Source organism: Streptomyces sp. NPDC043896 (assembly GCF_056435605.1).
Map to the genome: position 1 here is coordinate 1 of NZ_JBWKEE010000026.1, position 26,399 is coordinate 26,399.

At 73.5% G+C, this 26,399-nt stretch carries 19 protein-coding genes, 1 rRNA gene and 1 pseudogene; 16 read left to right on the forward strand and 5 right to left on the reverse strand.

Annotation, left to right across the window (positions count from 1 at the left end; translation table 11 throughout):
• The 3 genes and pseudogenes from rrf to AC069X_RS30635 form a co-directional block, all read left to right on the forward strand.
• A 5S ribosomal RNA gene (gene rrf / locus AC069X_RS30625) occupies positions 1–88 on the forward strand; the annotation flags it as partial.
• A 141-nt stretch (positions 89–229) separates the two neighbouring features.
• Positions 230–1,126 (forward strand): annotated as a pseudogene (locus AC069X_RS30630) (hypothetical protein); the annotation flags it as partial.
• A gap of 357 nt (positions 1,127–1,483) precedes the next feature.
• A complete protein-coding gene (locus AC069X_RS30635; protein ID WP_478733782.1) occupies positions 1,484–2,320 on the forward strand; it encodes a tetratricopeptide repeat protein in 837 nt (278 codons plus the stop codon).
• A 101-nt stretch (positions 2,321–2,421) separates the two neighbouring features.
• Here the strand turns inward: AC069X_RS30635 and AC069X_RS30640 are convergent, their stop codons facing one another.
• Complete coding sequence (locus AC069X_RS30640) at positions 2,422–3,693, reverse strand: DUF1015 domain-containing protein (RefSeq protein WP_478733617.1); 1,272 nt, start codon at positions 3,691–3,693, stop codon at positions 2,422–2,424.
• A gap of 134 nt (positions 3,694–3,827) precedes the next feature.
• Here AC069X_RS30640 and AC069X_RS30645 point away from each other — a divergent pair, with 134 nt between their 5' ends.
• The 4 genes from AC069X_RS30645 to AC069X_RS30660 all read left to right on the forward strand — a co-directional run bounded on the left by AC069X_RS30645 (position 3,828) and on the right by AC069X_RS30660 (position 7,892).
• Positions 3,828–4,874 carry an HAD hydrolase-like protein gene (locus AC069X_RS30645; protein ID WP_478733619.1) on the forward strand — a complete coding sequence of 349 codons (1,047 nt, stop codon included), beginning with the start codon at positions 3,828–3,830 and terminating at the stop codon, positions 4,872–4,874.
• Between the two features lie 62 nt (positions 4,875–4,936).
• Positions 4,937–5,986: a FecCD family ABC transporter permease gene (locus tag AC069X_RS30650; protein WP_478733621.1), complete on the forward strand. Its 1,050-nt coding sequence runs from the start codon at positions 4,937–4,939 to the stop codon at positions 5,984–5,986.
• Positions 5,983–7,059, forward strand: a complete 1,077-nt coding sequence (locus AC069X_RS30655) for a FecCD family ABC transporter permease (protein ID WP_478733623.1) — start codon at positions 5,983–5,985, stop codon at positions 7,057–7,059. The genes AC069X_RS30650 and AC069X_RS30655 overlap by 4 nt, the downstream gene beginning before the upstream one ends.
• Positions 7,056–7,892, forward strand: a complete 837-nt coding sequence (locus AC069X_RS30660) for an ABC transporter ATP-binding protein (RefSeq protein ID WP_478733625.1) — start codon at positions 7,056–7,058, stop codon at positions 7,890–7,892. The genes AC069X_RS30655 and AC069X_RS30660 overlap by 4 nt, the downstream gene beginning before the upstream one ends.
• 120 nt (positions 7,893–8,012) lie before the next feature.
• On the opposite strand, the gene AC069X_RS30665 is transcribed toward AC069X_RS30660, so the two are convergent.
• Complete coding sequence (locus tag AC069X_RS30665; protein WP_478733627.1) at positions 8,013–8,360, reverse strand: SCP2 sterol-binding domain-containing protein; 348 nt, start codon at positions 8,358–8,360, stop codon at positions 8,013–8,015.
• A 65-nt stretch (positions 8,361–8,425) separates the two neighbouring features.
• Between AC069X_RS30665 and AC069X_RS30670 the strand changes: the two genes are divergently transcribed.
• The 5 genes from AC069X_RS30670 to AC069X_RS30690 all read left to right on the forward strand — a co-directional run bounded on the left by AC069X_RS30670 (position 8,426) and on the right by AC069X_RS30690 (position 13,619).
• Positions 8,426–8,749, forward strand: coding sequence for a hypothetical protein (locus AC069X_RS30670; protein ID WP_478733629.1), 324 nt, complete (start codon positions 8,426–8,428; stop codon positions 8,747–8,749).
• Between the two features lie 7 nt (positions 8,750–8,756).
• Positions 8,757–9,572 (forward strand): TlyA family RNA methyltransferase, encoded by an 816-nt coding sequence (locus AC069X_RS30675; RefSeq protein ID WP_478733631.1) that lies wholly within the window; start codon positions 8,757–8,759, stop codon positions 9,570–9,572.
• A 38-nt stretch (positions 9,573–9,610) separates the two neighbouring features.
• Complete coding sequence (locus tag AC069X_RS30680; RefSeq protein WP_478733633.1) at positions 9,611–10,543, forward strand: NAD kinase; 933 nt, start codon at positions 9,611–9,613, stop codon at positions 10,541–10,543.
• Between the two features lie 93 nt (positions 10,544–10,636).
• Positions 10,637–12,355 (forward strand): DNA repair protein RecN, encoded by a 1,719-nt coding sequence (gene recN, locus AC069X_RS30685; protein WP_478733784.1) that lies wholly within the window; start codon positions 10,637–10,639, stop codon positions 12,353–12,355.
• 145 nt (positions 12,356–12,500) lie between these two features.
• Positions 12,501–13,619 carry a glycosyltransferase family 4 protein gene (locus AC069X_RS30690; protein ID WP_478733635.1) on the forward strand — a complete coding sequence of 373 codons (1,119 nt, stop codon included), beginning with the start codon at positions 12,501–12,503 and terminating at the stop codon, positions 13,617–13,619.
• A 1,235-nt stretch (positions 13,620–14,854) separates the two neighbouring features.
• On the opposite strand, the gene AC069X_RS30695 is transcribed toward AC069X_RS30690, so the two are convergent.
• Positions 14,855–16,477 carry a PucR family transcriptional regulator gene (locus AC069X_RS30695; RefSeq protein ID WP_478733637.1) on the reverse strand — a complete coding sequence of 541 codons (1,623 nt, stop codon included), beginning with the start codon at positions 16,475–16,477 and terminating at the stop codon, positions 14,855–14,857.
• A gap of 193 nt (positions 16,478–16,670) precedes the next feature.
• On the opposite strand from AC069X_RS30695, the gene AC069X_RS30700 reads away from it, so the two are divergent.
• Together AC069X_RS30700 and AC069X_RS30705 are read left to right on the forward strand one after the other, a co-directional pair.
• Positions 16,671–18,218 (forward strand): APC family permease, encoded by a 1,548-nt coding sequence (locus AC069X_RS30700; protein WP_478733639.1) that lies wholly within the window; start codon positions 16,671–16,673, stop codon positions 18,216–18,218.
• Positions 18,219–18,229: 11 nt separating this feature from the next.
• Positions 18,230–19,867 (forward strand): flavin monoamine oxidase family protein, encoded by a 1,638-nt coding sequence (locus AC069X_RS30705; RefSeq protein ID WP_478733640.1) that lies wholly within the window; start codon positions 18,230–18,232, stop codon positions 19,865–19,867.
• A 6-nt stretch (positions 19,868–19,873) separates the two neighbouring features.
• Here AC069X_RS30705 and AC069X_RS30710 read toward each other — a convergent pair whose 3' ends face one another.
• The gene (locus AC069X_RS30710; protein ID WP_478733642.1) at positions 19,874–21,259 is read right to left on the reverse strand and encodes an FAD-binding protein; all 1,386 of its coding nucleotides are present in this window, start codon (positions 21,257–21,259) and stop codon (positions 19,874–19,876) included.
• A 69-nt stretch (positions 21,260–21,328) separates the two neighbouring features.
• The gene (locus tag AC069X_RS30715) at positions 21,329–23,158 is read right to left on the reverse strand and encodes a glycoside hydrolase family 15 protein (protein ID WP_478733644.1); all 1,830 of its coding nucleotides are present in this window, start codon (positions 23,156–23,158) and stop codon (positions 21,329–21,331) included.
• A gap of 424 nt (positions 23,159–23,582) precedes the next feature.
• Between AC069X_RS30715 and AC069X_RS30720 the strand changes: the two genes are divergently transcribed.
• Entirely contained in the window at positions 23,583–25,229 is a 1,647-nt protein-coding gene (locus AC069X_RS30720) for a CTP synthase (RefSeq protein WP_125818989.1), read from the forward strand.
• Positions 25,230–25,321: 92 nt separating this feature from the next.
• Entirely contained in the window at positions 25,322–25,954 is a 633-nt protein-coding gene (locus AC069X_RS30725) for an NUDIX domain-containing protein (RefSeq protein ID WP_478733786.1), read from the forward strand.
• Positions 25,955–26,399 lie beyond the last annotated feature (445 nt).

Consider the following 26,399-nt stretch of genomic DNA (forward strand, 5'->3'; position numbering starts at 1 on the left):
CGGTTACATTCCGAACCCGGAAGCTAAGCCTTTCAGCGCCGATGGTACTGCAGGGGGGACCCTGTGGGAGAGTAGGACGCCGCCGAACAATCTTTCAAAGGACCCTTGGTCCAGCGTTCAACGCTGGACCAAGGGTCCTTTTTGTTTTACCCATCCTTACGCCGAAGCGCGGCCATGGGCTGGCTGCGCGAGAATGACTAGCGGTACCCCGAAGACAGGAGTCACACCCATGTCCAACTACTCCGACGATCGTCCGGAGCGCGAGCCTCGGCGCAACGACGGCGGTGACAGGGGCGGCTACCGAGGGGGCCGTGACGACCGTGGCGGCGACCGCGGCGGCTTCCGTCGCGACGACCGCGGCGGCCGGCCCGCCGGTGGCGGCTTCCGTCGCGACGACCGCGGTGGGCGTCCCGCCGGCGGAGGTTTCCGCCGCGATGACCGCGGTGGCGACCGTCCGTCGTACCCGCGTCGTGACGACGACCGGGGTGGCTTCCGTGGCGGTCGTGACGACCGTGGCGGCGACCGTCCCTCCTACCCGCGCCGCGATGACCGTGGTGGCGAGCGTCCCTCCTTCCCGCGTCGTGATGACCGGGGTGGGGACCGTCCGTCGTTCCGTCGTGACGACCGGGGTGAGCGTCCCTCGTACCCGCGTCGTGACGACGAGCGGGGTGGGCGCCCGTCCTACCCGCGTCGTGACGACGACCGGGGTGGCTTCCGTGGCGGTCGTGACGACCGTGGTGGTGACCGTCCCTCCTTCCCGCGTCGTGATGACCGGGGTGGGGACCGTCCGTCGTTCCGTCGTGACGACCGGGGCGACCGCCCCTCGTACCCGCGTCGCGATGACGACCGCGGTGGGCGCCCGTCCTACCCGCGTCGTGACGACGACCGGGGTGGCTTCCGTGGCGGTCGCGATGACCGTGGTGGTGACCGTCCCTCCTACCCGCGTCGTGATGACCGGGGTGGCGAGCGTCCGTCGTTCCGTCGTGACGACCGGGGCGAGCGTCCCTCGTACCCGCGTCGCGATGACGACCGCGGTGGGCGTCCCTCGTACCCGCGTCGTGACGACGAGCGGGGTGGGTTCCGCGGTGGTCGTGACGACCGTGGTGGCGACCGTCCGTCTTACCCGCGTCGTGATGACCGGGGTGGGGACCGTCCGTCGTTCCGTCGTGACGACCGGGGCGAGCGTCCCTCGTACCCGCGTCGCGATGACGAGCGGGGTGGGTTCCGTGGCGGTCGTGACGACCGTGGTGGCGACCGTCCGTCCTACCCGCGCCGTGACGACCGGGGTGGCGAGCGCGGTGGTTTCCGCCGTGACGACCGGGGCGAGCGTGGTGGGTACCGTGGTGGCCGCGATGACCGTGGTGGCGACCGTGGCGGTTTCCGTCGTGACGACCGGGGCGACCGCGACTTCCGTTCCGACCGCGACCCGGTCAAGCGGCTCCCCATCGACGAGGACGTCACCGGCAACGAGATCGACGCCGACGTGCGTCAGGAGCTCCTGAGCCTGCCCAAGGGCCTGGCCGAGGAGGTCTCGCGCAACCTCGTCATGGTCGCCCGGCTGATCGACGAGGAGCCCGAGCAGGCGTACGCGTACTCCCGCATCGCCCTGCGGCTGGCCTCCCGCGTCGCCGCCGTGCGCGAGGCCGCCGGCTTCGCCGCGTACGCGACGCAGAAGTACAGCGAGGCGCTCGCGGAGTTCCGCGCCGCCAAGCGGATGACCGGTTCCGTCGAGCTGTGGCCCGTCATGGCCGACTGCGAGCGCGGCCTCGGCCGTCCGGAGCGCGCGCTGGCGATGGCCGGCGAGCCCGAGGTGCAGAAGCTGGACAAGGCCGGCCAGGTCGAGATGCGTCTGGTCGCGGCCGGTGCCCGGCGGGACATGGGCGAGCTCGACGCCGCCATCGTGACCCTGCAGAGCCCGGAGCTGGCCTCCAGCGCCGTGCAGCCGTGGACCGCGCGCCTGCGGTACGCCTACGCCGACGCCCTGCTGGCCGCCGGCCGTGAGGACGAGGCCCGCGAGTGGTTCGCCAAGACCCTCGAGGCCGACAAGGACGGGGCGACCAACGCCTCCGACCGCCTCGCCGAGATCGACGGCGTGGAGTTCGTGGACGCCGCCGCGGCCGACGAAGACTTCGAGGACGCGGGCGTCGACGAGGACGAGGACGACCAGGACCCGGCCGAGGTGGCCGCCGCCGAGCGCGCCACCGACCAGACCGAGTACTACGACGAGGACGACGACGAGTACGAGCCCGTCGCCGACCCCGAGGTCGACGTGACCGACGAGATCGTGGCCCTGGAGGACGACGAGCGCGGCAAGGCGTAACCGCGGCGCTCCGCAGGACGACGGAAGGGCGGCACCCCCTCGGGGGTGCCGCCCTTCCGCGTTTCCGGGGCCGGTGCGGCGCGGCGGGGCGCCTGGCGTGGTCAGTCCAGGCTGCGCAGCACCAGGCCGGTCGCCGGCTTCGGGCCGAACGAGGTGGATTTGCGGGGCATGGTGACGCCCTGGCGGGCCAGGTCCCGGACGACCTCCTCGCGTACGGGGTGCAGCAGGACGGCCGTGCCGCCGTGCCGTTCGGCCATGGCGACGGTCGCGGCGGCGTCGTGGATGTACGAGATGTGGTCGGGGGCGTCCGGGATCTGCCAGAGGGCGTCGAGCAGGGAGGCGTGCAGCACGGTCGCGTCGAGCCGGCGCCAGGCCTCGGGGCGGTCTTCCCGGACGGTGCGCTCGATGAGGGCCGGGTCGGGGTCGGTGGCCAGGTGGAAGGTGCCGTCGCCGGTGAGGAGGAAGGCGTTGCCGCGTTCCGAGGCGTCCGCGAGGGCCTCCAGGGCCAGGGGCAGCGGGCCCTGGACGGGGCGGACCCGGAAGGAGCCCTCGACCTTGGCCAGGGCCTCGGAGAGGGGGAGCCGGCGCAGCATCCGGTGGATGGCCCGGACCTGGAGCGGGTAGCGGGCGGTGTCGACGAGCAGGACCAGGCCGAAGTCCCAGGGGGTGGCGGGGCCGTGTTCCTCCTGGAGGCGCAGGTACGTCGCCCAGCGGTGGTGGCCATCGGCGATGAGGGCCTGGCGGTGGGCGAGGTCGGCGGTGACGGCGGCCAGCTCGGCCGGGTCCGTGATGGCCCAGAGGCTGTGGCGGAAGCCGTCCTCGGTGACCGTGGACAGCAGCGGCTCGCGCGCGGCGGTGTCCTCGACGATCGCGGCCGCCCCGGTGCCGGGGCCGTCGCCTCGGTAGGTGAGGAGGAGGGGTTCCAGGTTGGCGGAGGTGGCGCGCATCAGGCCCGCCCGGTCGGTGACCACGTCCGGCATGACGTCCTCGTGGGGCAGCACCACGCCCGCCTCGGCGGGGGAGAGGGCGAGGGCGCCGATGATGCCGCGCTGGAGGAGGCCCGGTTTGCGCTGCTCGTACACGTACAGCGCGGGCTGCGGGTCGGCGCTGAGGACGCCCCCGGCGAGCCAGTCGCGCAGGGTGCGGGCGGCCTGGTCGTTGCGCGCGGCCGGGGTCTCCGCCTGCGGCAGGATCAGCCGGACGATGTTGTGCGGGTCGGCGGATTCGAGGTAGTCGACTCCGTCGGGGCGTACGACCACGTCGTACGGCGGCGAGGTCACTGCCGCCAGGCTGCCGACGCGCTCCGGGACGTAGCGCAGGCCGTGGAAGGGGATCAGGCGCAGGCCGTGCTCCGCGTTGCCAGGTGTGGTCATTGGTGCATGGTAAGACCCGTCTCGGGATGCGGGATGATCGGGGGACTTACGGGGCAGCGCAAACTCGGACAAGATCGATCTTAAGAATCGCGTCGTCTCGAGCGTTGTTGGAACGGTTCAGAAGGAGTGGGCAGATGACCCGGCAGAGCAGGACCGGACCCGCGGGCAGTGAGCGGAGTCTGCACCAGGCGTACGACACCGCCCTGCTGGACCTGGACGGGGTGGTGTACGCGGGCGGGCACGCCATCGCGCACGCGGTGGAGTCCCTCGCGGTGGCCCGGGAGGGCGGGATGCACCTGGCGTACGTCACGAACAACGCGCTGCGGACTCCGGACGCCGTCGCGGAGCACCTGACGGAGCTGGGGATCCCCACCGAGGCCGGTGAGGTGATCACCTCGGCGCAGGCGGTGGCCCGGCTGATCGCGGAGCAGGTGGAGCCGGGTTCGAAGGTGCTGGTGATCGGCGGCGAGGGGCTGCGGGTCGCGCTGCGCGAGCGCGGGCTGGTGCCGGTGGAGTCCGCCGACGAGGAGGGCCTCGCGGCGGTCGTCCAGGGGTACGGCGGGCCGGACCTGCCGTGGGGGCGGTTCGCGGAGGCCGCGTACGCGGTCGGCCGCGGGGTGCCGTGGTTCGCGTCGAACACCGACCTGACGATCCCGGGGGCGCGGGGGATCGGGCCCGGCAACGGGGCGGCCGTGGAGGTCGTACGGATCGCCACCGGTGCGGAGCCGCAGGTGGCGGGGAAGCCGCTGCCGCCCATGCACCGGGAGACGGTGCTGCGGACCGGGGCGGAGCGGCCGCTGGTGGTCGGGGACCGGCTGGACACCGACATCGAGGGCGCGTTCAACGGGGACGTGGACTCGCTGCTGGTGCTGACCGGGGTGACGGACGCGGCGCAGCTGCTGCGGGCCGAGCCGAGGCACCGGCCGACGTACGTGGACCGTGACCTGCGCGGGCTGCTGACGGGGCAGCCGGAGGTGGTGGAGCACGAGGGCGGCTGGCGCTGCGGCGGCTGGTACGCGGCGCACGCGGACGGCGGTCTGGAGGTGGAGCCGGCCGGGGACGCCGGGGCGGGCGATCCGGTGGACGGGCTGCGGGCGCTGTGCGCGGCGGCCTGGTCGCGGGCCGGGGACGGGGTGTACGCGGACGACGTGGAGAAGGCCCTGGCGAGGCTGGGGTTCTGAGCCGGGCGGTGTCGGCCGTTCGGATGATCAGAAGGGGCGCAGGGTAGGCTAACCTAACCTTCGTGTTGGCTGAGAGTCCCCCCGAAACCGAGCAGAGCGCGCCGCCGCCCGTGGCCCGTCCACGGCACGCGGCGCGCGCCGCCGGTCTGCTGATCGCCCTCGTCCTGCTGGCCCTTGTCGCGGTGGCGAGCATCGCCGTCGGCGCCAAGCCGATGCCGCTCGGCGACGTCTGGCACGGCCTGTTCCACTACTCCGGCACCACCAACGACGTGGTCGTGCGGGACCTGCGGGTCCCGCGCACCGTCCTCGGGGTGATGGTCGGGCTCGGACTCGGCCTGTCCGGCGCGGTGATGCAGGCGCTGACCCGCAATCCGCTGGCCGAGCCCGGCATCCTCGGGGTCAACGCGGGTGCCGCGGCCGCCGTCGTCTCGGCGATCAGCTTCTTCGGGGCGGCGACGCTGACCGAGTTCGTCTGGTGGGCCTTCCTCGGCGCCGCCGTCGTCTCGGTCGTGGTCTACGTGCTCGGCGGCAGCCGCAGCGCCACCCCGGTGCGCCTCGCGCTCGCCGGTACGGCGGCCAGCGCGGCCCTCGTCGGCTACATCAACGCCGTGCAGCTGATGGACACCAAGGCGCTGGACAAGCTGCGCTTCTGGACGGTGGGCTCGCTGGCCTCGGCCAACATGGACACCGTCCGGCAGGTGGCGCCGTTCCTGCTGGCCGGCGCCGTGCTGGCGCTGGTGCTGGGCAGGCCGCTCAACGCGATGGCGATGGGCGACGACACCGCGCGGGCGCTCGGCGCGCACCTGACGCGGACCCGGATCCTGTCGATGGCCGCCATCACCCTGCTGTGCGGGGCCGCGACCGCCGCGTGCGGGCCGATCGTCTTCATCGGGCTGATGATCCCGCACCTGGCCCGCCTCGTGACCGGGCCCGACATGCGCTGGGTGCTCGCGTACTCGGCCGTGCTGTCGCCGGTGCTGCTGCTCGGCGCCGATGTGATCGGACGGGTCGTCACCCGGCCCTCCGAGCTCCAGGTCGGCATCGTCACCGCGCTCATCGGCGGCCCCGTCTTCATCTACCTGGTTCGGCGCAAGAGGATGGCCCAGCTGTGACCGCGACCCCCGCCGCCCCGACCCCCGCCGCCCGGGCCGCCCGGCTCCGGGCCCTGCGCGGACCCGGCCGCACCTCGCTGCGGGTCGAACCGCGCGCGCTGACGGCCGGGCTGGTGCTGGCCGCCGTGACCCTGGTGCTGGCCGTGGTGCTGATCGGCACCGGCGACTTCGAGATCGCGCCCTGGGACGTCGTACAGACCCTGCTGGGCAACGGGACGCCCGCCGACGACTTCATCGTGAACGACCTGCGGCTGCCCCGGGTCCTGGTCGCCGTCATGGTCGGTGCGGCCCTCGGGATGTCCGGGGCGGTCTTCCAGTCCGTCTCCCGCAATCCGCTCGGCTCCCCGGACCTGCTCGGCTTCGGGTACGGCTCGGCCGTCGGCGCGCTCGTCGTCATCATCGTCTTCAAGGGCGGCGCCACCGAGGTCGCGCTGGGCGCGGTCGTCGGCGGTCTGCTGGCCGGCGCGGCCGTCTACCTCCTCGCGTACAAGCAGGGGATCCAGGGCTACCGGCTGGTGCTCGTCGGCATCGGGGCCTCGGCCGTGCTCGTGGCGCTGATCCAGTACCTGATCGCCAAGGCGCAGATCGTCGAGGCCACCCGGGCGATGGTGTGGCTGACCGGTTCGCTGGCCGGGCGGGACTGGGCGCAGGTGTGGCCGCTGCTGGCGGTGTGCGCGGTGCTGTTCCCGCTGATCCTCGGGCAGAGCCGGGCCCTGCGGATGATCGAGATGGGCGACGACGCCGCGTACGCGCTGGGCGTGCCGGTGGAGCGGACCCGGTTGCTGCTGATGCTGGCGGCGATCCTGCTGACCACCGCGGCGGCCGCGGCGGCCGGTCCGATCAGCTTCGTGGCGCTGGCCGCGCCGCAGCTGGCCCGGCGGCTGTCGCGGTCGCCCGGGTCGAACCTGCTGACCGGCGCGCTGATGGGCGCCGTCCTGCTGCTGGCCTCGGACCTGGCCTCGCAGCGGGCCTTCGGCGCGGACCAGCTGCCGGTGGGCGTGGTCACGGGCCTGGTCGGCGGTGTCTACCTGCTCTGGCTGCTCGTCATGGAGCGCAAGGCGGGACGTATATGAACAAGCAGGTCGAAACGAGGAGTGGGCAAGTGCAGAGGCTGAGCGCGGAGAACGTCACCCTCGGCTACGACCAGCGGGTCATCGCGGAGAACCTGTCGGTGGAGATCCCCGACAACTCCTTCACGGTGATCGTGGGCCCGAACGCCTGCGGCAAGTCGACGCTGCTGCGGGCCCTGTCGCGGATGCTGAAGCCGGCGGCGGGGCGGGTGCTGCTCGACGGCCAGGCGATCTCCTCGCTGCCGGCGAAGAAGGTGGCGAAGACGCTGGGCCTGCTCCCGCAGTCCTCGATCGCCCCGGACGGCATCACGGTCGCCGACCTGGTCTCGCGCGGCCGCTACCCGCACCAGGGGCTCCTGCGGCAGTGGTCGGCGGAGGACGAGCGGATCGTGCTGGAGTCGATGGCCTCCACCGGGGTCGCCGAGCTCGCCGACCGGGCCGTGGACGAGCTGTCGGGCGGGCAGCGCCAGCGGGTGTGGATCGCGATGGCGCTGGCCCAGCAGACCCCGCTGCTGCTGCTGGACGAGCCGACCACCTACCTGGACATCCAGCACCAGCTCGACGTGCTCGACCTGTGCGCGGAGCTCCACGAGACGCAGGGCCGGACGCTGGTGGCGGTGCTGCACGACCTCAACCACGCGGCCCGCTACGCCACGCACCTGATCGCCCTGCGCGGCGGTGTGGTCGTCGCCGAGGGCCCGCCGGCCGAGGTGGTCACGGCGGGGCTGGTGGAGGAGGTGTTCGGGGTGCGCTGCCAGGTCATCGACGACCCGGAGACCGGAACCCCGCTGGTGGTCCCGGCCGCCCGCCAGGCGCGGGCGAAGGCCGCGGTCTGAGGCCCGCGCCGGGCCGTGTCCCCGGGCCGGGCCGTGTCCCCGGGCCGGGCCGTGTCCCCGGGCCGGGGCACCGCCCCCCGGCGGGCGGCGCGTCGGGGACCGGGCGCCGCGCCGCACGGGCTAGAGCAGGCTCTTGAGGCGCAGCAGGTCGCGGAAGCCGGCCTCCAGGCGGACCCGGCCCGCGGCCCAGGCCTTGGCGAACTTCAGCTCGCCGGCGACCAGCGCGACCAGGTCGTCGCCGGTCATCGCCAGCCGGATCTCCGCCTTGCTCCGGGGCGGGCCGGCGGTGAGCGCCTCCACCCGGATCCGGCCGCCGTCGAGGCGGCCGGTGAAGGTCTCGTCGAGGTCGGTGATGTGGCAGCTCAGGGAGCGGTCGAGGGCGGCCGCGCCGCGTACGCCGCCGTCCGCCGAGGCCAGGTTGTCGGAGAGTCGGTCGAGTGCCGCGCGGCACTCCTGGATCGTAGCCATGGTGATCACGACCGTACCGCAGAGCCGCGCGTGGTGACGGCCGCGCTTCGGGGTAGCGTCGGGGCATGACCGAAGCACGGTCCGGGAGCGTTCCGGACGACCCGCAGGAGCCCGCGCCTCCCGCCGGCGGGACGGCCGCCGGGCCCGCGGCGGCCGAGCCCGCGGCGGAGCCGGCGGCCGAGCCCGCCGGGGCCGCGCCGCTGGGACTCGTACGCACCCCCACCGGCCACGCCAGGGTGGACGCGCACCTGGAGCGGCTGGCGGACGCGGACCACCTGGCGGCGGACGGGCACGTCGAGGTGTACGAGGATGTGCACAGGGGACTGCGCGCCGCGCTGGACGCGCTGGACGCACCGCCGGTCCCCGGACCTTACGAAAACAGGAGCTGAACCGAACGTGGCAGGAGTGGCACGCCGCCGCCTGGACGCCGAACTGGTACGCCGCAGCATGGCCCGCTCGCGCGAGCACGCGGCCCAGCTGATCGCCGCGGGCCGGGTGACCGTGGGCGGTACCACCGCCACCAAACCGGCCACCCAGGTCGAGACCAGCGCGGCCCTCGTCGTCCTCAAGGACGACAGCGACCCCGACTACGTCTCCCGGGGCGGCCACAAGCTCGCCGGCGCGCTCGCGGCCTTCCGGCCGCTGGGACTGGCCGTCGAGGGGCGCCGGGCGCTGGACGCGGGCGCCTCGACGGGCGGGTTCACGGACGTGCTGCTGCGCGCGGGCGTGGCGCACGTCGTCGCCGTCGACGTCGGCTACGGGCAGCTCGCCTGGTCGCTGCAGAGCGACGAGCGGGTCACCGTCAAGGACCGTACGAACGTGCGCGAGCTGACGCTCGAACTGATCGACGGGGTCCCGGTGGACCTGGTCGTCGGCGACCTGTCCTTCATCTCCATCGGCCTGGTGCTGCCCGCGCTGGTGCGCTGCACGGCGCCGGACGCCGACCTGGTGCTGATGGTGAAGCCGCAGTTCGAGGTGGGCAAGGAGCGCCTGGGCAGCGGCGGCGTGGTGCGCAGCGCCGAGCTGCGGGCCGAGGCCGTGAAGGACGTCGCGGCGCAGGCCTGGAAGCTGGGCCTGGGCGTCCTCGGCGTGACCGCGAGCCCGCTGCCGGGGCCGTCGGGGAACGTCGAGTACTTTCTGTGGCTTCGGGCGGGGGCACCGGCACTCGACCCGGGGGATGTCGACCGTGCAGTGGCGGAGGGGCCGCAGTGACAGAGGTGTCAGCAGGTTCAGCAGGTTCAGCACGTCGGGTGGAATCGGAGGGATCGGGAGGGGCCGCGGGGGCGGCGGAGCCGCGCAGGGTGTTCCTCGTCGCGCACACCGGCCGGCCGGCCGCGATCCGCAGCGCCGAACTGGTGGTGCAGGGGCTGCTGAAGTCGGGGATCGGGGTGCGGGTCCTGGAGCACGAGGCGCGTGACCTGCCGCTGCCGCCCGAGGTGGAGCTCGTCGCCGAGTGCACGCCCAAGGTGCTCGACGGGTGCGAGCTGCTGATCGTGCTGGGCGGGGACGGGACCCTGCTGCGCGGGGCGGAGTTCGCGCGCGGCTCGGGAGTGCCGATGCTGGGCGTCAACCTGGGCCGGGTGGGGTTCCTCGCCGAGGCCGAGCGTGACGACCTGGACAAGGTCGTGGACCGGGTGGTGACCCGGGAGTACGAGGTCGAGGAGCGGATGACCCTCGACGTCCTCGTACGGACCAACGGCGACATCGTGCACCGGGACTGGGCGCTGAACGAGGCGGCCGTCCAGAAGGTGTCCGCCGAGCGGATGCTGGAGGTGGTCCTGGAGATCGACGGGCGCCCGGTGACGGGCTTCGGCTGCGACGGCATCGTCTGCGCCACTCCGACGGGCTCCACGGCGTACGCCTTCTCGGCGGGCGGGCCGGTGGTCTGGCCGGAGGTGGAGGCGCTGCTGATGGTGCCGATCAGCGCGCACGCGCTGTTCGCGAAGCCGCTGGTGACCTCCCCGACGTCGGTGCTGGCCGTGGAGGTGCAGAACGGTACCCCGCACGGGGCCCTGTGGTGCGACGGGCGCAGGACGCTGGAGCTGCCCGCGGGGGCGCGGGTCGAGGTCCGGCGGGGGACGGTGCCGGTGCGGCTCGCCCGGCTGCACCACGCGTCGTTCACGGACCGGCTGGTGGCGAAGTTCGCGCTGCCGGTCTCGGGGTGGCGCGGAGCACCGCACTGACGCTCCAATAGCACATCCGTTCGAGAAACTTCGGGCGGGTGAGGTCACATGGCACCGGTGAAACCTCGGTATCGTCGTCCCGTGCTTGAGGAGATGCGGATACGGTCGCTCGGGGTCATCGACGACGCGGTGGTCGAGCTGTCGCCCGGTTTCACCGCGGTGACCGGCGAGACCGGTGCGGGCAAGACGATGGTCGTCACCAGCCTCGGGCTGCTGCTCGGCGGCCGCGCCGACCCGGCCCTGGTACGGATCGGCGCCAAGGCCGCGGTGGTCGAGGGGCGCGTCGTCATGCGCCCCGACGCACCCGCCGCCGTACGCGCCGAGGAGGCCGGGGCCGAGCTCGACGAGGGCGCCCTGCTGATCAGCCGGACGGTGTCCGCCGAGGGGCGCTCGCGCGCCCACGTCGGCGGCCGCTCCGTGCCCGTCGGCCTGCTCTCCGAACTCGCCGACGACCTCGTCGCCGTCCACGGCCAGACCGACCAGCAGGGCCTGCTCCGGCCCGCCCGGCAGCGCCAGGCCCTCGACCGGTACGCCGGCGACGCCGTCGCCGTCCCCCTGGAGAAGTACGCCGGCGCCTACCGCCGGCTCCGGGCCGCCACCGCCGAGCTGGACACCATCACCACCCGCGCCCGGGAACGGGCACAGGAGGCGGACCTGCTGCGCTTCGGGCTGGACGAGATCGCCGCCGTGGAACCGCTGCCCGGCGAGGACGCCGAGCTCGCGGCCGAGGCCGAACGGCTCGGACACGCCGAGTCCCTGGCCTCCGCGGCGCAGGCCGCGCACGCGGCGCTGGCCGGCGACGTCGAGGACCCGGAGGGCGTCGACGCCAACACCCTCGTCGCGGGCGCGCACCGCGCGCTGGAATCCGTACGCTCCCACGACGCGGCGCTCGGCGCGCTCGCCGACCGGATCGGAGAGCTGGGCATCCTGCTCGGCGACGTCGCCGGGGAACTCGCCGGGTACGCCGACGACCTGGACGCCGACCCGCTGCGGCTGGCCGCCGTGGAGGAGCGGCGGGCCGCCCTGACCCAGCTGACCCGCAAGTACGGGGACTCCGTCGACGCGGTGCTGGACTGGGCCCAGAAGGGCTCGGCACGGCTGCTGGAACTGGACGGCGACGACGAGCGGATCACCGAGCTGACCGCCGAGCGGGACGCGCTGCGCGAGGAACTCTCCCTGCTCGCGCAGGCGCTGACCGACGCCCGGACGGAGGCCGCCGAACGCTTCGCCGCCGCCGTCACCGAGGAACTGGCCTCCCTGGCCATGCCCCACGCGCGGGTGACCATCGAGATCCGCCAGACCGAGGACGCCGAAGGCGTCGAGGTCGGCGGACGCGCCGTCGCGTACGGGCCCTCGGGCGCGGACGAGGTCGAGCTGCTGCTCGCCCCGCACCCCGGAGCCCAGCCGCGGCCGATCGCCAAGGGCGCCTCGGGCGGTGAGCTCTCGCGGGTCATGCTGGCCGTCGAGGTCGTCTTCGCCGGGACCGCCCCGGTGCCGACCTACCTCTTCGACGAGGTCGACGCGGGCGTCGGCGGCAAGGCGGCCGTCGAGATCGGTCGGCGGCTCGCCAAGCTGGCCAAGTCGGCGCAGGTCGTCGTGGTCACGCACCTGCCGCAGGTGGCGGCCTTCGCCGACCGGCAGCTGCTGGTGGAGAAGACCGTCGACGGGTCGGTGACCCGCTCCGGCGTGACCGTCCTGGAGGGCGAGGACCGGATCCGCGAGCTGTCGCGGATGCTGGCCGGCCAGGAGGACTCCCAGACCGCCCGGGCCCACGCCGAGGAACTGCTGGAGGCGGCGCGCGCGGACGCGTGACGACGGAGTATTAGCCCGTGTGGGTGAGGCTGGGGGGCGCACTGCGGTATCTCGTACGGGATCCGCACCCGTATGGTCCCGGAACGCGCGTGCGGACTGGCATCCTGGGCGACGTCTCTGACCCCTCACCCTGGAGCTACGGCCCGTGAGCAGCTCCCCGGCCTCCTTCCCCGCCCCCGCACAGCCGTACGGGCGGCCACCGCTGCGCACCCTCCAGGTCCTCGGCGGCGCGGGCGCGGGCAGCAGCGCGCACGTGCGGTCCCTCGCGACGGGACTGGCGGCGCGCGGCGTCGGGGTCACCGTGTGCGGGCCCGTCGCGGCGGAGGGGGAGTACGACTTCACCGGCGCCGGGGCGGAGTTCACCCCCGACGCGGGGAGCGCCCTGCGGGCCGCCTGCGCCGGGGCCGACGTGGTGCACGCCCACGGGATCCGGGCCGGGATGCGGGCCGCGCTGGCCCTGCGGGGCCGGGCCGGGCGGGCGCCGCTGGTGGTGACCTGGCACGGCAGCGCGCCCGAACCGGCGGGGGCGCTCGGCCGGCTGAGCCGGCTGCTGGAGCGGCACGTGGCCCGTGCCGCGGCGGTGGTGCTGGGCTCCACCTCCGACCAGGTCGACCTCGCGCGACGGCGCGGGGCGCGGGACGCACGGCTGGCGGCGGTGGCCGTACCGGCCGCGGCGGCGCTGCCCGACGCGGGCAAGACCCGGGCGGAACTGGGCGTGGTGGAACGGCCCCTGGTCATCGCGGTCGGCAGCCTGGTGGCGCGGCGCGGGTACTCCGTGCTGCTGGACGCGGCACGGGCCTGGCGGGTGCTGGAGCCGCCGCCGCTCCTGGTCATCGCCGGCGAGGGGCCGCTGCGGCCCGAACTGACCCGGCGCATCGAGGAGGAGGGCCTCCCGGTACGGCTGCTGGGCCGCCGCCGGGACGCCGACCGGCTGCTGGCGGCGGCGGACGTGGCGGTGCTGGCGAGCCGCTGGGAGGGCCGGCCCCTGGTGGCGCAGGAGGCCCTGCGGGCGGGGGTGGCCCTGGTGGCCACCGAGGTCGGGGGAGTCCCGGAACTGGTCGGCGACGCGGCGGTGCTGGTCCCGTACGGGGACTCGGGCGCGCTGGCGGGGGCGGTGGCGGCCCTCCTGGACGACCCGGAACGCCGGGCGGCCCTCGCGGTGGCGGGGCGCGCCCAGGCGGCGACGTGGCCGTCGGAGGACGACACCGTGGCGCAGGTCCTCGCGGTGTACGACGAGCTGATGGAACGCCGCCGCCCTTCTTGACGCCCTCCTCGACGCAGGGCTGCCCGCCTCGCCTGCGGGCGCGGGCCGGGGGTGCGGGGCGGGGGTGGCGGGGGCGGTAGCCCCTCGGCCCGTCTCAGGGAGGTGCTGGGGGTTTCCCGTCAGTCCCATCGTCGTTCCGTGTCGTGCCGGCCTGTCAAGGGCGCTCCTTCGTCGCGTCACTTCGTGATCGCCTTCGGCGACCCTTGACAGGCCGTCCCGCCCCGGAAAGCCGAAAGACTGCCGGGAAACCCCCAAAAGAACGGTCACGGGGCAAGAGAGGGAGGAGCGGCCCTGTCATGGACGAGACGAGCGGCCGGGCGCCGGCCCACCGGGCATCCGGGCCCCAGATCCCCGGTTCAGGACCAGGGGCGCGGCTACCTGCACGGAAGGACGACCAGATCAGCCTGCGGACCACCCAGGCGCACGAGATCGCTACGCGCTTCTCCCGGCTTGGCGTCCGGCGGCCGTCCTGGGCTGGTACCTGCAGTAGAGGACGAACAGATCGACCTGGAGAGTCGGCAGACGCGGCAGATCGCTACGCGCTCCTCTCTGCTCGGCGTCCGGCGGCCGTCTGGAGCTGGTGCACGGCCTTCAAGGAGGCTCTCAGGCCCCAGGACGGCGGCCAGGCGCCGAGACAAGAGGAGCGCGTAGCGATCTGCCGCGCCCACCTGCAACCTGGACTGCTCTGATCAACCTCTGGTGCAGGTATCAGCCCCAGGCGGGTGGTGGACGCTTGGCGGGAGGAGCGCGTAGCGATCTGCTGCGCCTGGGTGGTCCGCAGGATGCTCCTGTCGTCCTTCCGTGCAGGTAGAGCCCCTGTGGCTCCGGATCATGGCCTCTGGGGGCCCGGATGCCCGGCGGGCCGGCGCCCGGCCCCTCGCCCATCCTGAGGGACCCGTCCCTCCCTCTTCTGCCCCGTGACCGTTCTTCTGGGGGCTTCCCGGCAGTCTTTCGGCTTTCCGGGGCGGGACGGCCTGTCAAGGGTCGCCGAAGGCGATCACGAAGTGACGCGAACGCAGTGAGCGCCCTTTACAGGCCGGCACGACACGGAACGACGATGGGACTGACGGGAAACCCCCAGCACCTCCCCGACCCGGTCGAAGGGGCTACCGCCCCCCGGCCCCCGGCCCGCAGACGAGGGGGCGGGTGGGCAACCACCGGCCGGGCCCGGGGGGTCGAGGGGGAGATGGCGGGCCCGCACCGTGCACCCCCCACCCCCCACCCCCACCCCCGCCTCAGGAAGGGGTGGCGTGGCGGCGGGCTCGGAGGGCCAGGCTCAGGGAGAGGACCGATTCGGGGTCGTCCAGGTCCGTGCCCAGGAGCTCCGAGATGCGGGCCAGGCGGTTGTACAGGGTCTGGCGGTTCAGGTGCAGCTCCCGCGCCGTCTCCGCCTTGCGGCCGGCGTGGGCCAGGTACGTCTCCAGCGTCGGGAGGAGCGGCGGGCGGGACGCCGCGTCGTGGACCCGCAGCGCCCCGATCGCGCGGTCCACGAACGCCGCCAGGTCGGGGTGCTCGCGCAGCCGCCACAGCAGCAGGTCGATGTCCAGCCGCCGCGCGTCGTACCAGGGCCGGGCCGGCAGGCCGTGGGCGGCCGTGGCCGTCTCGGCGGCGTGCCGCAGGCCCGAGGAGGCGGCCGCCCAGCCGCCCGCGACGCCCACGACCACGGCCGGCGGCGCGGAGGCCCGGTCGAGCCCGGCCCGTTCGACACCCGCCCGCAGCGCCGCGGCCACCCGGTCGGCGACGGCCGTGCGCTCCGACTCCGTGCGCAGCGAGACCAGCAGCGGCACCCGGCCCTCCACCGGGCGGACGCCCAGCAGGACCGGCACCCCGACCGACGACAGTTCCTCCAGCACCGCCCGGGCCAGCACCGCCCAGTTCCCTGAGGCGCCCAGGTCGGTGGACAGCCGCATCACGATCGGCAGCAGCGGCCCCGTCCCCGGCCGGAAGCCCAGGACCCGGGCCTGCGCGGGGGCGTCCTCCGCCGAGATCCGGCCCTCCGCCAGGTCCGTCAGGAAGTCGCCCCGGCCGCGCGCGGCCAGTTCCTCCTCCTGGCGCGCCTGCATCAGCACCACCGCCAGGACCCCCGCCGTGCGCTCGGCCGCCATCCGGTGCACCGGCAGCAGCGGCGCCGAGACCCCCACCAGGACGACCCGCGCCCGGACCGACCCCGTGCCGTGGCCGCCGCCCGGTACGTCGACCACCACGGCGTTCGCGGGCGGCTCGGCGGCGCGCTGCCCCCGCAGCCCCTCCCACACCTGGAGCGGGTCCGCCGCCGCGTCCCCGGCCACCGGCCCGGCCGCGTACAGCAGTTGGCCGTCCGGGGTCTCCAGGAACACCGGGTTGCCCGTGAAGTCGGACAGGATGCGCAGCACCTGGGGGATCCCGCCACCGCCCAACAGGGCCTCCGTGCAGCGCCGGTGGACCTCCTCGGCGCGCTGGAGCAGGGCGTAGTGGCCGTTGACGATCTCGGTGTGGACCTCCTCCGTCACCGTCACGAAGGGCACTTCGCGGTGCAGCTGGACGAGCGGCAGCCCGGCGGCCTTGGCGGTCTCGACGATCGTGGCCGGAAGCCGGGTGAAGCGCGGGCCGAGTTCCACGACCAGTGCGGCGATGCCCCGGTCCGCGAGGCGGCGTACGAAGGCGCGCTGTTCGGCGGGCCGGGTGCCGAGTCCCAGGCCCGTGGTCAGCAGCAGCTCGCCGCCCTTGAGCAGCGAGGCGATGTTCGGCACCTCGCCCGCGTGCACCCAGCGGACGGTCCGTCCGAGCCGGTCGGCGCAGGCGACCACCTCCGGGAGCCCGCCGCGCAGCCCCGGCAGCTCAAGTGCCCGCTGAACCGTGATTCCGCCCTGGTCGTCCATATCGCGGACGCTACCGGCCGCCCCGTTCCGCGAACATCACCGGGCCGTTACGGAGTCCGTTATGCCCCCGTCCGGACCGACAACTCGTCGCCCCGGCAAGGCGATTATCGGACCGCGTGCCGATTGTGGTCTGCGTCACTCGGGTGGAGAGTGTCGGCCTTCGGACAGATCAGGAAGCAGGAACGAGGACTCCATGAGCAGAGCCAGCGCCACGCCTCCGCCCGCCACCGGGGCCACGCCCCCGGTCCAGCGCCTGAAGGCCAACTCCGTCGGCCTGGTCGGCGTCGTCTTCATGGCGGTCGCCACCGCCGCGCCGATCACGGCGATGACCGGCAACCTCCCCATCGCCGTCGGCTTCGGCAACGGCACCGGCGCCCCCGCCGGTTACCTCTTCGCGACCGTCGTCCTCACCGTCTTCGCGGTCGGCTACGTGGCCATGGCCAAGCGGATCACCGCCGCCGGCGCCTTCTACGGGTACATCTCGCACGGCCTCGGCCGGATCGCCGGCATGGCCTCCGGGATGCTCGCCGTCCTCGCGTACATCGTCTTCGAGGCCTCCATCGTCGGAGTGTTCTCCTACTTCGCCAAGACGACCGTCCACGACCAGCTCGGCGTGGACCTGCCCTGGATCCTCTACGCGGCCGGCATGCTCGCCGTCACCGCCGTCCTCGCGCACTTCGACATCAACCTCACCGCCAAGGCCCTCGGCGTGATGCTCATCGCCGAGATCGCCGTCCTCTTCGCCGTCGCCACCGCCGTGCTCATCGCGGGCGGCGGCCCCGACGGGATCCCGCTGGAGCCGGTGAACCCGACGAACGCCTTCACCGGCACCTCCGCCGGGCTCGGCCTCTTCTTCGCCTTCTGGTCCTGGGTCGGCTTCGAGTCCACCGCGATGTACGGGGAGGAGTCCCGCGACCCCAAGCGGGTCATCCCCAAGGCCACCCTCATCTCCGTCATCGGAGTGGGCCTCTTCTACATCTACGTCTCCTGGATGACCATCGCCGGCAACGGCCTGGCCGACTCCGTCGCCCTTTCCGCCTCCACGAGCCCCCTCGACCTCTTCTTCGCCCCCACCAAGACCTTCATCGGGGCCTGGGCCGTCGACGCCTTCCAGTGGCTGCTGCTCACCGGCTCCTTCGCCTGCGGCATGGCCTTCCACCAGTGCGCCGCCCGCTACCTCTACGCCATCGGCCGCGAGGGCTTCCTCCACCCCGGGCTCGGCCGCACCCACCCCCGGCACGGCTCCCCGTACACCGCCTCCGTCGCGCAGACCGCCATCGCCACCGCCCTGGTCGCCGGCTTCTGGCTCACCGGCCAGGACCCGTACCTGCACCTGTACACGCTGCTCGCGATCCTCGGCACGATGGCGATCCTGATCGTGCAGACCCTGTGCTCCTTCGCCGTCATCGGCTACTTCCGCGCCCACCACCCCGAGGACCGGCACTGGTTCAGGACCTTCACCGCGCCCCTGCTCGGCGGGATCGGGATGATCGCGGTCGTGGTCCTGCTGGTGCTCAACATGGAGACCGCCGCGGGCGCCGCCGCCGGATCGCTGTTCTTCACGCTCATCCCCTGGATCGTCGGCGTGGTCTTCGTCGGCGGCCTGGCCCTCGGCCTCTGGCTGAAGGCGAACGCCCCGGAGCGCTACGAGGTCATCGGCCGGATCGTCCTGGAGGACGCCGCCGAACGCACCGACGACCCCGCCGCCACCCCCTCCGGCCCGACCGCCGCCACCGTCTGAGGAGCCCCGTCATGGCCCGTACGCCCCTGATGCACTCCCTGCGGCAGCTCGCCGCGGAACACGCGGCCGCCCGGCGGCTGCGGCTGCCCGTCGCCGAAGTGCGCGGCTCCACCCGCCGCGAACTCCTCGGCCGGGCCGCCGCGATCGGCCTCGGCACCGCCGTCGCCTCCTCCGCGACGGCGGCCGCCACCGCGCACGCCGTCGAGAGCGGCCCCGCCAAGAAGCCCGCCGCACCCGCCCGCGTCGCCGTCGTCGGCGCCGGGATCTCCGGCCTCACCGCCGCCCTCACCCTCCAGGACGCCGGCGTCCCCTGCACCCTCTACGAGGCGAACCCGGCCCGCGTCGGCGGCCGCATGTGGACCCAGCGGGGCCACTGGGCGTACGGGCAGACCTCCGAGATCGGCGGCGAGCTGATCGACACCAGCCACAAGAAGATCCTGGAGCTGTGCCGCCGCTTCGGCCTGCCCACCGAGGACTTCCTCGGCGGCGGACCCAACGGTGCCGAGGAAGTGCTCTGGTTCAACGGCACGTACTACTCCCGCACCCAGGCCGACGAGGACTTCAAGGCCGTCTACCAGGCGCTGCGCCGAGACCTCCAGGAAGCCGGGGAGGTCACCTGGAACAGCTCCACCCCCGCCGGCACGGCCCTCGACAACATGACGCTGTACGAATGGATCGAGACCCGGGTCCCCGGCGGCCACGGCTCGCAGCTCGGCCGGTTCATCGACGTCGCCTACAACGTCGAGTACGGCGCCGACACCACCGCCCAGTCCGCCCTCGCCCTCGTCCTGCTGATGGGCTACCAGCCCAACCCCGGCAACTTCAACGTCTGGGGCCTCTCGAACGAGCGCTACCACATCACCGGCGGCAACGACCTGCTCCCGAACGCCATCGCCGCCGCCCTGACCCCCGGCACCCTCGTGACGGGCCGCGAGCTGCTCGCCGTACGGGCCAACGCCGACGGCACCCAGACCCTCACCTTCGACGACTCCGGCGCCACCCGCACCGCCGTCGCCGACCACACCGTCCTGTGCCTGCCGCTGCCCGTCCTCCAGCGCCTCGACACCTCACAGGCGGGCTTCGACCCCCTCATGCGCAACCTGCTCAGGGACGCGCGCATGGGCCACTGCACCAAGCTCAACATGCAGTTCACCGCCCGGCCCTGGCGGGGCACCGGCCCCTGGCACGGCGTCTCCGCCGGCGACTGCTTCACCGACTCCGACGTCCAGCAGACCTGGGACACCACCAAGGTCCAGCCCGGCAACGGCGGCATCCTCCTCCAGTACGGCGGCGGCACCCTCGCCGCCTCCCTCACCCCCGCCAGCCCCTTCGCCACCGAGACCGACCCCTACGTACGCGCCCTCGCGGACCGGATGCTCACCGGCATCGACGCCTTCTACCCCGGCACCAAGGCGGTGTGGACCGGCCGCGCCCAGCTCTCCGCCTGGCACCGCAACCCCTACTCGCTGGGCGCCTACTCGTACTGGCCCACCGGCTACCTGCACCGGTACGCGACGTACGAGGGCACGGCCCAGGGCAACGTCCACATCGGCGGCGAGCACTGCAGCTACGACTTCCAGGGCTTCATGGAGGGCGGCGCCACCGAGGGCGAACGCGCCGCCCGGGAGGTGATCGCCGCCCTCACCTGACACCGCTCACAAGGGCCGGACGTTGTGGTTGAAGCGGAACACGTTGTCGGGGTCGTAACGCCGCTTCAGCTCGCCCAGCCGCCGCATGTTCCCGGCGCCGAGGCCCGCCACGACCCGGTCCGCGCCCTCGTCGTCGCCGGTGAAGTTGAGGTACACCGCGCCGGTGCTCCACGGCCGGACGTCGGCGCGGACGTCCTTGACCCACCGCCGGACCCGGTCGTCGTCGGCCGGGTCCTCCCACATCCCGAACGGGTGCACCGCCCACGGGGCGTCGCGGTAGGGCACCGGGTAGTCGCCCGGCGCCTCGGCGATCGCCCCGCCCTGCGGCCACACCACGTGCTGGGTGCCCGTCGGCACCGGCATCGAGTCGGCGCGGGCGCAGAACACGTCCACGAACGCGTCCGGGACCCCGGTCAGGTACTCCGCCGACCAGTAGTTCCGCAGCCCCGGCGGGTCGTCGATCATGCACTGGAGGTCCGCGTACGGGATGCCCGTGACGACCTCCGCCTCGTGCGGGATCGCCAGCAGCGGCTCCGCCAGCTCGCGCATCCGGTCCTCGGGCCCCGCGTACGTCAGCAGCACGCACGCCACGAGCAGCCCCACCAGGTGCGGTGGGACGAAGTCCTCGGGCGGGGCCGTCAGGTAGATGGCACCGCCGCTCGCCTCGCGCGGGCCCGCCTCGATGACGTCCCGGAAGGTGCGCACCGCCTCCGGCCCGCGCTCGGGCAGGTACAGCAGGAACGCGATCGACATGTGGGGCAGGTCGTGCAGGCGCAGGGTCAGGGAGGTCGCGATCCCGAAGTTCCCGCCGCCGCCGTGCAGTCCCCAGAACAGGTCCGGGTGGTCCTCCGCCGTCACGTGCAGGAGCTCGCCGTCGGCGGTCACCAGGTCCGCGCCCAGCAGGTTGTCCACCGCCAGGCCGAACGTCCGGTCCAGCCAGCCGGTCCCCCCGCCCAGGACGAAACCGCCCACGCCGGTGGTCGAGGCCCGGCCTCCGGTGGTCGCCAGCGCGTACGGCTGGCAGGCCCGGTCCAGGTGGCTCATCGTCGCCCCGCCCCCGAGGTGTGCCGCGTGCGCCGCCGGATGGACGGTCACCCCGTGCATCCGGCGCAGGTCGACGACCAGGCCCCCGTCGTTCAGGGACATCCCCGCGACGCTGTGCCCGCCCCCGCGCACGGCGACCGGCAGGTCCAGCTCCCGCGCGAAGCGCACCGCCGTCACCACGTCCGACGCGCCCTCGCACTGGGCGATCACCGCCGGGCGGCGGTCGATCATCGCGTTGAACAGGGTCCGGGCCTCGTCGTAGCCGGGATCGCCCGGGGCGAAGACGTCACCGGAGAGGTCCTCGCGGAGCGCGGCGAGGGCCGCGCCCGCCTTCGAGAGGGGCGTCATGACCACCCCCCCTTCCCGGAAGGGGCATGGGACCCCTACAGGGTAGGCGGGCCCCGCAGGGCCCGCGCGTCAGCCGCCGTAGGCGCCGCTCGCCGTCAGGCGCAGTGCCGTGTCGATCAGCGGGACGTGACTGAACGCCTGCGGGAAGTTCCCCACCTGACGCTCCCGCTTGGAGTCCCACTCCTCCGCCAGGAGCCCCAGGTCGTTGCGGAGCGCCAGCAGCTTCTCGAAGAGCCGGCGCGCCTCGTCGACCCGGCCGATCATCGCGAGGTCGTCGGCCATCCAGAACGAGCAGGCCAGGAAGGCCCCCTCGTCGCCCTCCAGCCCGTCCACCCCGGCCTCCTCGCCGGCCGTCGGGTAGCGCAGGATGAAGCCGTCCGGGGTCGACAGTTCGCGCTGGATCGCCTCGATGGTGCCGATGACCCGCTTGTCGTCCGGCGGCAGGAAGCCCATCTGCGGGATGAGCAGCAGGGAGGCGTCCAGCTCCTGCGAGCCGTAGGACTGGGTGAAGGTGTTGCGCTCCGGGTCGTAGCCCTTCTCGCACACGTCCGCGTGGATCTCGTCACGCAGCTCGCGCCAGCGCTCCAGCGGGCCGTCCGCGTCCCCGCTCTCGATCAGCTTGATCGTGCGGTCCACGGCCACCCAGGCCATCACCTTGGAGTGCACGAAGTGGCGGCGCGGGCCGCGCACCTCCCAGATGCCCTCGTCCGGCTCGTTCCAGTGGGTCTCCAGGTAGCGGATCAGCTTCAGCTGGAGCACCGAGGCGTAGTCGTTGCGGGCCAGGCCCGTCATGTGACCCAGGTGCAGGGCCTCCGTGACCTCCCCGTAGACGTCGAGCTGGAGCTGGTGCGCGGCGCCGTTGCCGACGCGCACCGGGGCGGAGTCCTCGTAGCCCGGCAGCCAGTCCAGCTCGGTTTCGCCGAGCTCGCGCTCGCCGGCGATCCCGTACATGATCTGGAGGTTCTCCGGGTCGCCGGCCACCGCGCGCAGCAGCCAGTCCCGCCAGGCCGCGGCCTCGCTGCGGTAGCCGGTGCGCAGCAGCGAGGACAGGGTGATGGCGGCGTCGCGCAGCCAGGTGTAGCGGTAGTCCCAGTTGCGGCTCCCGCCGATCTCCTCCGGGAGGGAGGTCGTCGGCGCGGCGACGATCCCGCCCGTGGGGGCGTACGTCAGCGCCTTGAGGGTGATCAGCGAGCGGATCACGGCCTCGCGGTAGGGCCCGTGGTACGTACAGTGGTCCACCCACTCGCGCCAGAACTCGGTGGTGGCCTCCAGGGCCGCCGCCGTGTCCGGGGTCTCCGGCGCGCCCTTGTGGGAGGGCTGCCAGCTGATGGCGAAGGCCACCCGGTCGCCCGGACCGACCGTGAAGTCGGAGTACGTGGTCAGGTCCTTGCCGTAGGTCTGCGCGTCGGTGTCCAGCCAGACCGAGTCCGGGCCGGCGACGGCCACGGTGCGCCCGTCCACCTTGTGCACCCACGGCACGACCCGCCCGTAGCTGAAGCGCATGCGCAGCGCGGAGCGCATCGGGACGCGCCCGCTGACCCCCTCCACGATGCGGATCAGCTGCGGCGCGTGGTCCTCGCGCGGCGGCATGAAGTCGGTCACGCGGACGGTCCCGCGCGGGGTGTCCCACTCCGACTCCAGCACCAGTGAATCGCCCCGGTAGCGCCGGCGCGCGGCCCGCGGCGGCTCCGTGCCCGCCGCGAAGGCCGGGCCGATGCGCCAGAACCCGTGATCCTCGGTGCCCAGAAGGCTCGCGAAGACGGCATGGGAGTCGAAACGTGGCAGACACAACCAGTCCACCGAGCCGTCCCGGCAGACCAGCGCCGCGGTCTGCATGTCCCCGATCAGTGCGTAATCCTCGATGCGCCCGGACACGTTGCTCTCCAGTCGAACGGCCACGTCCGCCCCGTAGGGCGCTTGCAATGCGCTGTCGCGCGGTCTCCTGTGCGCAGGGATCCCCGCGTCGAGTCCTAGATTGCCGGAACTGGCGTTGTTACGCCGTCTGCCGGACTGCTCGGCGGCGATGTGCAGCGGTATCCGAGCAAGTTATGAGCGCACCCTAGTGATCTCCTTAAGTATCGGGACAATGTCACTCGGCCGAACGGGTGACCTGCGGGAACGGCCGCCGGGGGCGACCCGCGGGGTTCGCCGCGCAGCGCGCCCGGAGGCGGACCGGTCCGGGCGCTGATAGGCTGGTACCCCGTGGACCGGTGGTCTGCCTGTGCGAATCAGGGGCCCCGAAACCGCAGCTTCGGCACCCCCGGAAACGGGAGAAGTCGCCGGACGCACCTCACCTCGCGACCACGGGAGCCCCCTCTTGGCGATGCCGCCCAAATCCATGACGACCAAGCACATCTTCGTCACCGGGGGTGTCGCTTCGTCCCTCGGCAAGGGCCTGACGGCCTCCAGCCTGGGTGCCCTGCTGAAGGCGCGCGGCCTGCGGGTCACGATGCAGAAGCTCGACCCGTACCTGAACGTCGACCCCGGCACGATGAACCCCTTCCAGCACGGCGAGGTGTTCGTCACCAACGACGGCGCCGAGACCGACCTGGACATCGGCCACTACGAGCGCTTCCTCGACGTCGACCTCGACGGCTCGGCCAACGTCACCACCGGCCAGGTCTACAACACGGTCATCGCCAAGGAGCGCCGCGGCGAGTACCTCGGTGACACCGTGCAGGTCATCCCGCACATCACCAACGAGATCAAGCACCGCATCCGCCGCATGGCGACCGAGGACGTCGACGTCGTCATCACCGAGGTCGGCGGCACGGTCGGCGACATCGAGTCGCTGCCGTTCCTGGAGACCGTCCGCCAGGTCCGCCACGAGGTCGGCCGCGACAACGTCTTCGTCGTGCACATCTCGCTGCTGCCCTACATCGGCCCCTCCGGCGAGCTGAAGACCAAGCCCACCCAGCACTCCGTCGCCGCGCTGCGCAACATCGGCATCCAGCCCGACGCCATCGTGCTGCGCGCCGACCGCGACGTCCCCACCTCCATCAAGCGCAAGATCTCGCTGATGTGCGACGTGGACGAGGCGGCCGTGGTCGCGGCGATCGACGCCAAGTCGATCTACGACATCCCGAAGGTGCTGCACACCGAGGGCCTGGACGCGTACGTCGTCCGCAAGCTCGACCTGCCCTTCCGCGACGTCGACTGGACGGTGTGGGAGGACCTGCTGGACCGCGTCCACAACCCCGACCACGAGGTCAAGGTCGCGCTCGTCGGCAAGTACATCGACCTGCCCGACGCCTACCTGTCGGTGACCGAGGCGCTGCGCGCCGGCGGTTTCGCCAACAAGGCCCGCGTCCAGATCAAGTGGGTCACCTCCGACGACTGCAAGACCCCGGCCGGTGCCGCGGCGCAGCTCGGCGACGTGGACGCGATCTGCGTGCCCGGCGGCTTCGGCGACCGCGGTGTCAACGGCAAGGTCGGCGCGATCACCTACGCCCGCGAGAACAAGATCCCGCTGCTGGGCCTGTGCCTGGGCCTGCAGTGCGTGGTCATCGAGGCCGCGCGCAACCTGGCGGGCATCGAGGGCGCGAACTCGACCGAGTTCGACGCCTCGACCCCGCACCCGGTCATCTCGACCATGGAGGAGCAGCTGGCCTTCGTCGAGGGCGCGGGCGACCTGGGCGGCACCATGCGTCTGGGCATGTACACGGCCAAGCTGGCCGAGGGCTCGATCGTGCGCGAGGTCTACGGCGACGCGTACGTCGACGAGCGCCACCGCCACCGCTACGAGGTCAACAACGCCTACCGCGGCGAGCTGGAGAAGAAGGCCGGCCTGGTCTTCTCCGGCACCTCCCCGGACAACAAGCTCGTCGAGTACGTCGAGTACCCGCGCGAGGTGCACCCCTACCTGGTGGCCACCCAGGCCCACCCGGAGCTCCGCTCCCGCCCGACCCGGCCGCACCCGCTCTTCGCGGGCCTGGTCAAGGCCGCGGTGGAGCGCCAGCAGCAGGGCTGACGCGCGATAGCTGACGCTGGGTAACGTAGGCGGCCGGGTACGGATCATCCGTACCCGGCTGTCGCACGTTGTGGAGGGCACTGGCCATGGGGATCGCCATCAAGGACACGTCGGAGACCTGGGAGACGCTGTCGACCAGTCGCCCCTTCCAGGGCGCCAAGACGGCGGTGGACTCCGACGAGGTACGGATGCCCGACGGCTCGGTCGCCCGCCGCGACTACCAGGTGCACCCGGGATCGGTGTGCGTGCTGGCCCTGGACGAGGCGGACCGGGTGCTGGTGATCCGGCAGTACCGCCACCCCGTCCGGCACCGCCTGTGGGAGCTGCCGGCCGGGCTGCTCGACGTACCGGGGGAGAACCCGCTGCACGCGGCGCAGCGGGAACTGTACGAGGAGGCCCACGTCAAGGCGGGGGACTGGCGGGTGCTGGCCGACTTCTTCGCCTCTCCGGGCGGTTCCGACGAGGCGATCCGGATCTTCCTCGCGCGGGACGTGGCCGAGGCGGACGGCGAGCGGTACGCGGAGACCTCCTCGGAGGAGGCCGACATGCAGGTGGAGTGGGTCGGACGGGAGGACCTCGTCCGCGGCGTCCTGGCCGGCGAGCTGGGCAACCCGGCGCTGGTCACGGGCGTCCTGGCGCTGACCGCAGCCCTCGCCTCCGAGGGCGGTTCCGAGGCTCTCCGCCCCGCCGACGCCCCTTGGCCGGCCCGGCCGTACGAGGCCTGACCCCTTCCCGGCGCGACGGCTGCCGGGTCCGGGTGCCGGTCGCGGGGCGGGGTCGCCGCTGCGCGGGGCGAGGCCCCCTACCCGCCCTTCGCCCGTTCCCAGGGGGCTCCGCCCCCAGACCCCCGCGTCTCGAACGTCGCGCGGCGTTTGAGCGCAACGGGTCCGGGGCGCGGCCCCGGGCCCTTCCAGCCCCGCCGGCGTGTGAGGCGCGGGTCCGGGCGGAGCCCGGGGAACGGTGGAAGGGCGGGGAGGGGACCAGCCCCGCGCAGCGGCCAGCCACCGGCAGACGACCCGTCCACCCCAGCCCACCCACCCCACTCCGACGACCCCGGTCACGGCCGCCCCGCCCCACTCTCACGGCCCCGGTCACGGCCGCCCCGCCCCGCCGGCCCGGCCCCGGTCACGGCCACCCGCCCCCTCGGCCCGGCCCCGGCCTGGGCGGCGG